Source organism: Sphaerisporangium sp. B11E5, from assembly GCF_039871875.1.
GTDB lineage: Bacteria > Actinomycetota > Actinomycetes > Streptosporangiales > Streptosporangiaceae > Sphaerisporangium.
In genome coordinates this window covers 19,473-30,638 of the sequence record NZ_JBDPMD010000075.1, presented here as the reverse complement: position 1 = coordinate 30,638, position 11,166 = coordinate 19,473, and the positions used below count along the sequence as shown (strand labels likewise).

10 protein-coding genes are annotated in these 11,166 nt (G+C 73.0%); 7 read left to right on the top strand and 3 right to left on the bottom strand.

Features of this window, described 5'->3' with window-relative positions:
- The 3 genes from ABGB17_RS37085 to ABGB17_RS37075 all read right to left on the bottom strand — a co-directional run.
- Positions 1-1,084: serine/threonine-protein kinase (locus ABGB17_RS37085; RefSeq protein ID WP_347638728.1), on the bottom strand; the 1,084-nt coding region annotated here is incomplete at its 3' end.
- An 89-nt stretch (positions 1,085-1,173) separates the two neighbouring features.
- Positions 1,174-2,373 (bottom strand): serine/threonine-protein kinase, encoded by a 1,200-nt coding sequence (locus tag ABGB17_RS37080; protein ID WP_347638726.1) that lies wholly within the window; start codon positions 2,371-2,373, stop codon positions 1,174-1,176.
- A gap of 80 nt (positions 2,374-2,453) precedes the next feature.
- On the bottom strand, positions 2,454-4,109 hold the full coding sequence (locus tag ABGB17_RS37075) for a fumarate hydratase (protein WP_347638724.1): 1,656 nt from the start codon (positions 4,107-4,109) through the stop codon (positions 2,454-2,456).
- A 187-nt stretch (positions 4,110-4,296) separates the two neighbouring features.
- On the opposite strand from ABGB17_RS37075, the gene ABGB17_RS37070 reads away from it, so the two are divergent.
- From ABGB17_RS37070 to iolD, 7 genes are all read left to right on the top strand, one after another.
- Positions 4,297-4,602: a hypothetical protein gene (locus tag ABGB17_RS37070; RefSeq protein ID WP_347638722.1), complete on the top strand. Its 306-nt coding sequence runs from the start codon at positions 4,297-4,299 to the stop codon at positions 4,600-4,602.
- Positions 4,603-4,712: 110 nt separating this feature from the next.
- Positions 4,713-5,696: a Gfo/Idh/MocA family oxidoreductase gene (locus tag ABGB17_RS37065; RefSeq protein WP_347638720.1), complete on the top strand. Its 984-nt coding sequence runs from the start codon at positions 4,713-4,715 to the stop codon at positions 5,694-5,696.
- Positions 5,693-6,559, top strand: a complete 867-nt coding sequence (locus ABGB17_RS37060) for a TIM barrel protein (RefSeq protein WP_347638718.1) — start codon at positions 5,693-5,695, stop codon at positions 6,557-6,559. The genes ABGB17_RS37065 and ABGB17_RS37060 overlap by 4 nt, the downstream gene beginning before the upstream one ends.
- Positions 6,556-7,539 (top strand): 5-dehydro-2-deoxygluconokinase, encoded by a 984-nt coding sequence (gene iolC, locus ABGB17_RS37055; RefSeq protein WP_347638716.1) that lies wholly within the window; start codon positions 6,556-6,558, stop codon positions 7,537-7,539. Before ABGB17_RS37060 ends, iolC begins: the two co-directional genes overlap by 4 nt.
- Entirely contained in the window at positions 7,532-8,413 is an 882-nt protein-coding gene (locus ABGB17_RS37050; RefSeq protein ID WP_347638715.1) for a deoxyribose-phosphate aldolase, read from the top strand. The genes iolC and ABGB17_RS37050 overlap by 8 nt, the downstream gene beginning before the upstream one ends.
- Positions 8,413-9,264 (top strand): 5-deoxy-glucuronate isomerase, encoded by an 852-nt coding sequence (gene iolB, locus ABGB17_RS37045; RefSeq protein WP_347638713.1) that lies wholly within the window; start codon positions 8,413-8,415, stop codon positions 9,262-9,264. Before ABGB17_RS37050 ends, iolB begins: the two co-directional genes overlap by 1 nt.
- On the top strand, positions 9,261-11,093 hold the full coding sequence (gene iolD, locus ABGB17_RS37040; protein WP_347638711.1) for a 3D-(3,5/4)-trihydroxycyclohexane-1,2-dione acylhydrolase (decyclizing): 1,833 nt from the start codon (positions 9,261-9,263) through the stop codon (positions 11,091-11,093). The genes iolB and iolD overlap by 4 nt, the downstream gene beginning before the upstream one ends.
- Positions 11,094-11,166: the final 73 nt, after the last annotated feature.

The following is an 11,166-nucleotide window of genomic DNA, read 5'->3' as shown; positions in this document are numbered from 1 at the left end:
GGGGAGCCGAGGTGATCGGGGGGAGGCCGATCATGGTGGGCTGGTCGTCGTCGTCCACGGGTGGGGCGGGGATGCGCAGGCCCCCCTTGGGGCGGATGACGGTGATCGTCTGGTTCGGGTCGATGTCCGTCGTCTCGTCGGGTGAAGGGGGCGCGGGGGGACGGGTGACCGGCGGGGTGGGGGTGCCGGCGCCGTTAGTGTCCGGCTTCGCGGGCGCGGGGCGGTCGCCGTTGGGCGGGGGTGCGGCGGCGCCGGGACGGGCCGGGGTGCGGGCGATGGTGCGGAGCACCGTGGTGGCCTCGGCGGCCGTCAGACGCTTGGTGTAGTCCTTGTCCAGCAGGGCTTCCAGGACGGGACGCAGCGGCCCGGCCTGCCTCGCGGGCTCGGCCTCCTCGGTCATCAGCGCGGCCAGCGTCTCGGAGACCGTGCGGCGCTCGTACGCGGGCCGTCCCTCCACGGCGAAGTACAGGGTGGCGCCCAGGGACCACATGTCGGACTCGGGCCCGGTGTGGTCGCCCCTGGCACGTTCCGGCGCGGTGTAGCCGGGTGAGCCGATCACCATGCCGGTCTTGGTGATGTTCGGGTCCCCTTCGGACTTGGCGATCCCGAAGTCGGTGAGCACGACCCGCCCGGTCTCCGTCAGCAGGACGTTCCCGGGCTTGACGTCACGATGCAGGATCCCCTGCTCGTGCGCCGCCCCCAGCGCCCCGAGCAGGTCCAGCCCGATCTCCGCGACCAGCCGTGGCGGCAGCGGCCCCTCCTCCTCGATGACCTGTTCCAGGGACCGCGCCTCGACGAGCTCCATGATGATCCACGGCCGCCCGTCCACCACGATGGTGTCGTGCACGGTGGCCACCGAGGGATGGCTGATCTTCGCCGCCGACCGCCCCTCCCGGATCATGCGTTCCCGCAGCTCGGCGCGCTGGTCCTTGTTCAGCCCCGTGTCCTGCCGGATCTCCTTGACCGCCACGTCCCGGTCCAGCAGGCGGTCGTGCGCACGCCACACCGTCCCCATGGTGCCTCGCCCGAGCGGGCTCACCAGTTCGTACCTGTTGGCGAGGACCCGCGGCTGCTGTTCCGGCATGAGTAAGAAGATAGCGATTCCAGCTTGATAAATGCTTTCGCCGCACTTACCACACTCGACCGGCGTGGCGAACTCTCGAAAGGAACGGCTCAGCCGCGCGGGTCCGCCCGCCGGAACCCCGACACGAACCCGCGCACCGCCCGGATCAACCGGTCCAGGAACGTCGGAGGCTCGGGGACGCGGCGCCGGGCGGACGGGTCGGGCGGCTTGCGGTGGACGCCTTCGATGGAGCGGCGCTGGCCACGGGGGATGGGGGTGCCCTTGCCGGGCGGCGGGACGTAGACCGCACGGTCGGCCCGGTGCTGGCCCCTGTGGGACGTACGGCGGGGAGCCGAGGGCCCGCCGGAGGGGGTGCGCAGGGTCGGGAACACCCCGCCGGTGGAGGGACGTGCGGCGGCTCCCACCGCGGCGCCGTTCATCGCGGGCCGGGACGCGCGGTGGGCGGGCCCGCCGAGAGGCTCCTCGGCGGAGCCGCCGGCGGCGACGCGGGCGAGCATCAGCGAGGCCCGGCCCTCCTCCAGCCGGGCCGCGGGGTCGATCTGGAGCAGGCCGCGGAGCACCGGCGCGAGCGGGCCGGCCAGGTTCATGGGGATGGGCTCGCCGCTGGTCAGCGCGGCCAGCGCCGCGGCGGCGGTGCGGCGCCCGTGCAGGCCGCGGCCCTCGACGGCGGTGTACAGGGTGGCGCCGAGGGACCACAGGTCGGCGGCCGGGCTGGCGCGGTCGCCGAGCACCCGCTCGGGGGCGATGTACCCGGCCGAGCCGAGCACGATGCCCGCCTGGGTGATCGACGTGTCGCCCTCCAGGGCGGCGAGGCCGAAGTCGGTGAGCACCGCGCGGTCCTCGGTGACCAGCACGTTGCTGGGCTTCACGTCGCGGTGCAGGATGCCCTTGGCGTGGACGGCGCGCAGCGCCCCGAGCACCTGGTGGCCGATCTCGGCCACGCGGCGCGGCGGCAGCGGCCCCTCCTGCCGCACCAGTTCCTCCAGGGACTGGGCGTGCAGCAGCTCCATGACGATCCAGGGCCGGTCGTCCTCGGTGATGACGTCGAAGAGCGTGATGACCGACGGGTGGGCGACCATCGCGGTGGCCCGCCCCTCACGCTCCGTCCGCGCGCACAACTCGGCGCGCAGCTCCTCGTCGAGCACGAGCGGCAGTCTGACTTCCTTGACAGCCACGTCGCGGCCGAGCAACCCGTCGTGGGCACGCCAAACGGTGCCCATGCCGCCACGGCCGATCGGCTCAAGGAGCCGATATCGCGAGGCTAGCTCGTATCCGGACGGGGCGCGCATGGGTGGCAGCTTACCGATTTGTTTATCGTCGCCTGTAGAGGCCATGCCGAATCTCTGTTGAGATCCTCTGTCAGGATCAGTCAGGTTCTGCGACCGATGGTGAGCACCGGCCCGGTCGTGTCCTGGAAGAAGTCGTTCCCCTTGTCGTCCACCACGATGAACGCCGGGAAGTCCTCCACCTCGATCTTCCACACGGCCTCCATGCCGAGCTCGGGGTACTCCAGCACTTCGACCTTGCGGATGCAGTCCTGGGCGAGCCGCGCCGCGGGGCCGCCGATGGAGCCCAGGTAGAAGCCGCCGTGGGCCCGGCAGGCGTCGGTGACCTGCGTGGACCGGTTGCCCTTGGCCAGCATGACCAGCGAGCCGCCCGCGGCCTGGAAGCGCTCGACGTACGAGTCCATGCGCCCGGCGGTGGTCGGCCCGAACGACCCCGAGGCGTACCCGGCCGGCGTCTTGGCGGGCCCGGCGTAGTACACCGCGTGGTCCTTCAGGTACGCGGGCATCTCCTCGCCCGCGTCCAGCCGCTCCGCGATCTTGGCGTGCGCGATGTCGCGCGCCACCACCAGCGGCCCGTTGAGCGACAGCCGCGTCTTCACCGGGTGCCGGGACAACTCCGCGAGGATCTCCGGCATCGGCCGGTTCAGGTCGATGGACACGACGTCCTCGGAGAGGTGCTCGTCGGTGGTGTCCGGCAGGAAGCGGGCGGGGTCGGTCTCCAGCTTCTCCAGGAACACCCCCTCCGGCGTGATCTTGGCGAGTGCCTGCCGGTCCGCGCTGCACGACACCGCGATCGCCACCGGGCAGGACGCCCCGTGCCGCGGCAGGCGGATCACCCGCACGTCGTGGCAGAAGTACTTGCCGCCGAACTGCGCCCCGATGCCGAGCCGCTGCGTCAGCTCGAAGACCTTCTTCTCCATCTCCAGGTCGCGGAAGCCGTGCCCGGCCGGCGAGCCCTGCGTGGGGATCGAGTCGAGGTAGCGCGCCGAGGCGTACTTGGCGGTCTTCAGCGCGTACTCGGCGCTGGTGCCGCCCACGACCACCGCGAGGTGGTACGGCGGGCAGGCCGCCGTGCCGAGCGAGCGGATCTTCTCCTCCAGGAAGGCCAGCATGCGCTTCTCGTTGAGCACCGCCTTGGTCTCCTGGTACAGGAACGACTTGTTGGCGCTGCCACCGCCCTTGGCCATGAACAGCAGCTTGTACTCCTCGGGGTGCCCGTGCGGGTCCTCGGCGTACAGCTCGATCTGCGCGGGCAGGTTGGTCCCGGTGTTCCGTTCGTCCCACATGGTCAGCGGCGCCATCTGCGAGTACCGCAGGTTCAGCTCGGTGTACGCGTCGTACACGCCCCGCGCGATGTGCTCGGCGTCCGCGCCGTCGGTGAGCACGTGCCGTCCCCGCTTGCCCATCACGATCGCCGTGCCGGTGTCCTGGCACATGGGCAGCACACCGCCGGCGGAGATGCTCGCGTTCTTGAGCAGGTCGAGCGCGACGAACCGGTCGTTGCCGCTGGCCTCGGGGTCGTCGATGATGCGCCGCAACTGGGCGAGGTGGCTCGACCGCAGGTAGTGGGAGATGTCGTGGACCGCGGTCTTGGTCAGCAGCCGCAGCGCCTCCGGCTGGACCTCCAGGAACACCCGTCCGGCCGCCTCGACCGTCCGCACTCCCTCTGCCGTGACCAGACGGTACTCCGTCTCGTCAGGGCCCAGCGGCAGCAGGTCGGTGTAGTCGAACTCGGCCATCGGCGGTGCTCCTGTTCGTCTCGGCGGCTCGCCGTCGATGTGCAGATTACGGCGTCCGCGCCCCTTCTCCCGCCTCGGGGCGGCGCGGCCTTGGCGAAAGGATGGGATGACCTGGGTGTCCCGGGGTAGCGAATCAGACGAAGGACTTAAAAACACGCATAACTCCAACAGATACGGGAGGGGAGTCATGGATGCGGGATACATCGTCCTCGTCGTGTTCGGCGTGCTGGTCGTCGGCTCCGCCCTGGGCGTCGCCCTGGTGACCATCGTGCTGCGGGGCATCCGCAGCGACCCCGTGCAGTGGCCGGTCAAGCCGGACTCACGACCGCGCCGCCGTGAGGTGACCGGCGGCGAGGCCAAGGCCGTGGAGGCGCCGTACCGCGAGGGTGAGCACCACGAATGGACCGGCCAGGACCTCGCGGGGGACGACATGCGACCGATCGGCACCCACGACGAGAAGCACGCCGCCCCGGGCCACGCCCGCTGGTGGTGAGACCGTCCGCTCCCGGGTTTATCCACATGTCAGGACAAATTCTTGACTCCTGTCGTTCCTGTACTTAGAACTGGGACGGGTGCGATGAGCTGATCGAGGGCGGAGGCGGCATGCGTGTGGGTCTGTTGGGTCTCGGCAGGATCGGCGCGTTCCACGCGGCGACACTGGCGGCTCACCCCCGGGTGAGCGAGCTGGTGCTCGCGGACGCCGACGAGGCGCTGGCCGTGGAGGTCGCGGCCCGCGTCGGCGCCAAGGTGGGCGACGCGTTCGACACCGAGGCCGTCGTGGTGGCCACGCCGACCGTCACCCACGCCGAGCTGATCCTGCGGGCCTGCGCCGCGGGCGTGCCGGTGTTCTGCGAGAAGCCAGTGGCGCTCGGCGTCGAGGAGACCAGGCGGGTCGCCGAGGCCGTCGAACGGCACGGCACCCCCGCGCACATCGGTTTCCAGCGCCGCTTCGACGCCGGGTACGCCGCCGCCCGCCGCGCCCTGCGCGCCGGTGACCTCGGCGACCTGCACCGTGTGCACATGCTCACCGCCGATCCCCATCCGCCCGCGGCGACGTACATCGCGCTGTCGGGCGGCATCTTCCGCGACTGCCACATCCACGACTTCGACATCCTGCGCTGGGTGACCGGCCGCGAGGTGGACACCGTGTACGCGACCGGGAGCAACCGGGGCGAGGCTTTCTTCTCCGACGCCGGGGACGTGGACAACAGCGCGGCCCTGCTCACCCTGGACGACGGCACCCTGGTGACCCTCCAGGGCTCCCGCTACAACGGCGCCGGCTACGACGTGCGCATGGAGCTGGCGGGCTCCCGGCGCACTCTGGTGGCGGGCCTGGAGGACCGCGTGCCGCTCACCTCGGCCGAGCCCGGCGCGGCCTTCCCGGCGCAGGCGCCCTGGCCCGACTTCGGCTCCCGCTTCGAGGCCGCGTACATCGCCGAGATCGACGCCTTCCTGCGTCTCGCGGCCGAGGGCGGCCCGAGCCCGTGCACCGTGCAGGACGCCCTGGCCGCCCTGCTGATCGCCGAGGCCGCCGAGCTGTCCCGCCGCGAGGGACGGCCGGTGCGGGTCGCGGAGGTGACCGCATGACCGCCCGCGTGGCGGCGGCGCCGATCTCGTGGGGCGTGAGCGAGGTGCCCGGATGGGGCCACCAGCTCGGCCGGGACCGTGTGCTCGCCGAGATGCGCTCCCTGGGCCTTTCCGCCACCGAGCTCGGCCCGGACGGTTTCCTCCCCGCGGACCCCGGGGAACGCGGAAAGCTCCTGCAGACCTACGGCCTGCGGGGCGTCGGCGGGTTCGTCCCGCTCGTCCTGCACGACCCGGCGCGCGACCCGGTGCCCCGGTTCGAGGCCGTGCTGCGGTCGTTCACCGAGGGCGGCGTCGGCATGGTGGTGCTCGCCGCGGCCACCGGCACCGACGGCTACGACGAGCGCCCCGTCCTTTCCGCCTCCGGCTGGGCCACGCTGCTGGGCAACCTCGGCAAGGTGCGCGAGGCCGCGGCACGGGCCGGGTGCGCGGTGACGCTGCACCCGCACGTCGGCACCATGGTCGAGACACACGACGAGGTGGACCGCGTGCTGGACGGCTCGGACATGCCGCTTTGCCTGGACACCGGTCACCTACTCATCGGGGGCACCGACCCGCTCGACCTGGTGTCCAGGGCAGCAGCAAGGGTGGCACACGTTCACCTCAAAGACGTGGACGCCACGCTCGCCGAGCGGGTCCGCGCGGGAAAGCTGACCTACACCGAGGCCGTCCGCGCGGGCATCTACCGCCCGCTCGGCCGGGGCGACGTGGACGTCCCCGGCATCGTGAGCGGGCTCGGCGCGGCCGGGTACGACGGCTGGTACGTCATGGAGCAGGACGTCGTGCTCGACGCGGAGCCGCCCGGCGGGTCCGGCCCGGTGACGTCGGTGCGCCAGAGCCTCGCCTACCTGGCCGGCGTCGCATGACCGAGGTGCTCACGATCGGACGGGTGGGCGTGGACATCTACCCGCTGCAGGTCGGCGTCTCGCTGCGCGAGGTGGAGACGTTCGGCAAGTACCTCGGCGGCAGTCCCACCAACGTCGCGGTCGCCGCCGCCCGTCTCGGCCGTTCCGCCGCCGTGGTCACCCGCACCGGCGCCGACCCGTTCGGCCTCTTCGTCCACGACGCGCTGCGGGAATACGGCGTGGACGACCGGTTCGTGACCGAGGTGCCGGGCCTGCCCACACCGGTGACGTTCTGCGAGATCCGCCCGCCGGAGGACTTCCCGCTGTTCTTCTACCGCTACCCCAAGGCCCCCGACCTGGTGATCCACCCCGAGGAGCTCGATCTGGCGGCCGTCAGGGAGGCCGGCCTGTTCTGGGCGACGGTCACCGGGCTGTCGCAGGAGCCGTCCCGCGCGGCCCACTTCGCCGCGTGGCGGGCCCGCGGGCGCGCACCGCTCACCGTCCTCGACCTCGACTACCGGCCGATGTTCTGGGCGTCCGCCGCCGAGGCCCGCGAGCACGTGCGCGCGGCGCTGGCGCACGTCACCGTGGCCGTGGGGAACCTGGAGGAGTGCGAGGTCGCCACCGGCGCCCGCGACCCGTACGAGGCGGGCAAGGCGCTGCTGGACCTCGGTGTGGAGCTCGCCGTGGTCAAGCGCGGCTCCGGCGGCGTGCTCGGCATGACCGCGGCGCGCACCGTGGAGGTGCCGCCGGTGCCGGTGGAGGTCGTGAACGGCCTCGGCGCGGGCGACGCGTTCGGCGGCGCGCTGTGCGACGGGCTGCTGGCCGGGCGGGAGCTGGGCGAGATGCTGCGGTTCGCCAACGCGGCGGGCGCCATCGTCGCCGGCCGGCTGGCCTGCGCGCCCGCGATGCCCACGGCCGCGGAGGTCCGTGCGGTGGTGTCCGGGACGCCCCCGCGCGACGTGGCAGGCGCGGTGCCGCCGGGAGACGCCCATGCGTGACCAGGACCGCAGGCTGCTGTCCGAGTACCGTGCCCGCCACCCCGGCAAGATCGCCGAGGCGGCCGAGGCCCGCCGCCGCCGTCCCCTGCTGGACCGGCGGAACCAGCTTCTGATCATCGCGGCCGACCACCCCGCACGGGGCGCGCTCGCCGTGCGGGGCCGGCCGCTCGCCATGGCCAGCCGCATCGACCTGCTGGACCGGCTGCGCACCGCGCTGGCCCGCCCCGGGGTGGACGGCCTGCTCGCCACGCCCGACATCGTGGAGGACCTGCTGCTGCTCGGCGACCTGCACGACAAGATCGTGATCGGCTCAATGAACCGGGGCGGGGTGCACGGCGCCGCGTTCGAGTTCGACGACCGGTTCACCGCCTACGACACCGAGTCGATCGTCCGCATGCGCCTGGACGGCGGCAAGATGCTCTGCCGCATCGGCCTGCGCTCCCCGGAGACCGCCGCCACCCTGGAGTCCTGCGCGCGGGCCGTCACGGGGCTGGCCCGCGAGGGGCTGGTCGCCATGGTGGAACCGTTCTGGTCGGACCGGGACGAGACCGGCGTACGCCACGACCTGTCCGCCGAGGGCATGATCCACGCCATCCACGTGGGGCAGGGCCTCGGCGCGACGTCCGCGCACACCTGGCTGAAGATCCCGGTGATCGAGCAGATGGAGCGGGTGATGGAGGCCACCACGCTGCCCACCCTGCTGCTCGGCGGCGACCCCGCGGTGTCCCCCGACGAGGTGTACACCGCGTGGGGCAAGGCGCTGCGGCTGCCCGGCGTGCGGGGGCTCGTGGTCGGCCGGGCGCTGCTCTACCCTCCTGACGATGACGTGGCCGCGGCCGTGGACACCGCCGCCGGGCTGTTGGAGGTCACCTGATGACGTACATCCCCGCGGGAACCACCGCCGTGACACCCTGGGCGCTGGCCGTCACCCCGAAGCTCGCCGGGTGGACGTACGCCGGGCTGCGCGCCCTCACGCTGTCCGGTGAGACCGTCGAGTTCGCCACCGGGGACGAGGAGATGCTCGTCCTGCCGCTCGCCGGGTCGTGCGCCGTCGAGTGCGACGGGGTGCGGCTGGAGCTGAGCGGCCGCAGATCGGTGTTCGACGCCGTCACCGACTTCGCGTACCTGCCGATCGGCGCCACCGCCCGCGTCACCGGCCACGGCCGCTTCGCCCTGCCGTCCGCGGTCGCCACCCGGCGGCTCGACGTGCGGTACGGCGCCGCCGCCGCGGTGCCGGTGGAGGTGCGGGGGGCCGGGCAGTCGAGCCGGCAGGTCAACAACTTCTGCGCGCCCGACGCGTTCGACTGCGACAAGCTGGTCGCCGTCGAGGTGCTCACGCCCGGCGGCAACTGGTCGTCGTACCCGCCGCACAAACACGACACCCTCTCCAAGCACGAGGCCGTGCTCGAGGAGATCTACTACTTCGAGGGCGGCCCCGGGTACCAGCGGGTGTACGGCGCGCCCGGCCGGCCCATCGACGTGCTCGCCGAGGTGGGCTGCGGCGACGTGGTGCTCGTGCCGCACGGCTACCACGGGCCGTCCATGGCGGCGCCCGGCTACGACCTGTACTACTTGAACGTGCTCGCCGGGCCGGCCGCGCAGCGGACCATGGCCTTCTGCGACGACCCCCGGCACGCGTGGATCAGGTCGAGCTGGGCGGGCCAACCGGTCGACCCCCGGGTGCCGATGACCGCGGCGCCCGAGCCGGAGGAGGAGCGGGCATGACGACGGTACGGCTGACCGTGGCGCAGGCGCTGGTGCGGTTCCTCGCCGCGCAGTGGAGCGAGCGCGACGGCGTGGAGCAGCGGCTCGTCGCGGGGTGCCTCGGCATCTTCGGGCACGGCAACGTCGCCGGTGTCGGGCAGGCGCTCGCCGAGCAGGGCGGCGGGCTGCGCGACCCGCTGCCGTACTACCTGGCGCGCAACGAGCAGGCCATGGTGCACACCGCCGTCGGGTACGCCCGTACCCGCGACCGGCTGTCCACCTTCGCGTGCACCACCTCGATCGGGCCCGGCGCGACCAACATGGTCACCGGGGCGGCGCTCGCCACCGTGAACCGCATCCCGGTGCTGCTGCTGCCGGGGGACGTCTTCGCCACCCGGCGTTCTGGCACCGTCCTGCAGGAGCTGGAGGACCCCCGGTCCTATGACGTCACCGTCAACGACTGCCTGCGGCCGGTGTCGCGGTTCTTCGACCGGGTGCACCGGCCCGAGCAGTTGCCGTCCGCGCTGATGGCGGCCATGCGGGTGCTCACCGACCCGGCCGAGACCGGCGCCGTCACCCTCGCCCTGCCGCAGGACGTGCAGGCCGAGGCGTACGACTGGCCCGCCGAGCTGTTCGACCGGCGCGTGTGGCACGTGGCGCGGCCGGTGCCCGACGCGGCGGCGGTGGAGCGGGCCGTCGAGACCGTCAAGGCGTCCCGGAGGCCGCTGATCGTCGCGGGCGGCGGGGTGGTGTACAGCGAGGCGTGGGAGGAGCTGGCCGCGTTCGCCGGCACGCGGGGCATCCCGGTGGGGGAGACCCAGGCGGGCAAGGGGGTGCTGCCGTACGACCACCCGTGCGCGCTCGGCGCCATCGGGCACTCCGGCACGGCCGCCGCCAACGCGATCGCCCGGGAGGCCGACCTGGTCATCGGCGTCGGCACCCGGTACACCGACTTCACGACGGCCTCGCGCACGCTGTTCGGGGACGTGCGGTTCGTCAACCTCAACGTCACGGCGTTCGACGCGGCCAAGCACGCGGGCGTCATGCTGGTGGGCGACGCCCGGGAGGGGCTCGCGCTGCTCGACCTCGGCGACTGGACGGCGGACCCGTCGTGGACGGCCCGCGCGTCCCGGCTGAGCCGCGAGTGGCGCGAGCGGGCCGCGCTGGTCATCGAGGGGGACCGGCTCACCCAGCCGGTGGTGTTGTCGGTGGTCAACGACGTCGCGGGCGCCGACGGCGTGGTGGTGAACGCCGCGGGGTCCATGCCCGGGGAGCTGCACAAGCTGTGGCGGGCGGCCGGGCCGAAGAGCTACCACGTGGAGTACGGCTACTCGTGCATGGGGTACGAGATCGCGGGCGGCCTCGGGGTGAAGCTGGCCGCGCCGGATCGTGAGGTGTTCGTGCTGGTGGGCGACGGGTCGTACCTCATGATGGCCCAGGAGCTCGCGACGGCCGTCCAGGAGGGCGTCAAGCTGGTCGTGGTGATCGTGGACAACCGGGGGTTCGCGTCCATCGGCGGGTTGTCGGAGGCGGTGGGGGCGCGGCGGCTCGGCACGGCGTACCGCACGCGGGGCCCGTCCGGGCACCTGGACGGCGGGTTCGTGCCGGTGGACCTCGCGGCCAACGCCGCCAGCCTGGGGGCCGACGTGCTGCGGGCCACCGACGCCAACTCCCTGCGGGCGGCGCTGCTCAAGGCGCGGGAGGCGCGTGCCACCACGGTCGTGTACGTCGAGACGGTGCCGGGGCCGTCGCCGGAGACCAGCGCGTGGTGGGACGTGCCGGTGGCGGAGACGTCCCCGCTGCACGAGGAGTACACGCGGTTCCGGCGGGACCAGCGGCACTATCTGTGACCGGCGTCCGCGGCCTCGAAGACGGGGCCGGTCCCCGGGCCGCGCGTCGCGCCTGCACGTGCCGCCGGGCCGG

What these genes read in the sequence shown, in the direction of transcription:
- ABGB17_RS37080 (WP_347638726.1), bottom strand. Translation starts at nt 2,373, where the DNA reads ATGCGCGCCCCGTCCGGATACGAGCTAGCCTCGCGATATCGGCTCCTT.
- ABGB17_RS37075 (WP_347638724.1), bottom strand. Translation starts at nt 4,109, where the DNA reads ATGGCCGAGTTCGACTACACCGACCTGCTGCCGCTGGGCCCTGACGAG.
- ABGB17_RS37070 (WP_347638722.1), top strand. Translation starts at nt 4,297, where the DNA reads ATGGATGCGGGATACATCGTCCTCGTCGTGTTCGGCGTGCTGGTCGTC.
- ABGB17_RS37065 (WP_347638720.1), top strand. Translation starts at nt 4,713, where the DNA reads ATGCGTGTGGGTCTGTTGGGTCTCGGCAGGATCGGCGCGTTCCACGCG.
- ABGB17_RS37060 (WP_347638718.1), top strand. Translation starts at nt 5,693, where the DNA reads ATGACCGCCCGCGTGGCGGCGGCGCCGATCTCGTGGGGCGTGAGCGAG.
- iolC (WP_347638716.1), top strand. Translation starts at nt 6,556, where the DNA reads ATGACCGAGGTGCTCACGATCGGACGGGTGGGCGTGGACATCTACCCG.
- ABGB17_RS37050 (WP_347638715.1), top strand. Translation starts at nt 7,532, where the DNA reads ATGCGTGACCAGGACCGCAGGCTGCTGTCCGAGTACCGTGCCCGCCAC.
- iolB (WP_347638713.1), top strand. Translation starts at nt 8,413, where the DNA reads ATGACGTACATCCCCGCGGGAACCACCGCCGTGACACCCTGGGCGCTG.
- iolD (WP_347638711.1), top strand. Translation starts at nt 9,261, where the DNA reads ATGACGACGGTACGGCTGACCGTGGCGCAGGCGCTGGTGCGGTTCCTC.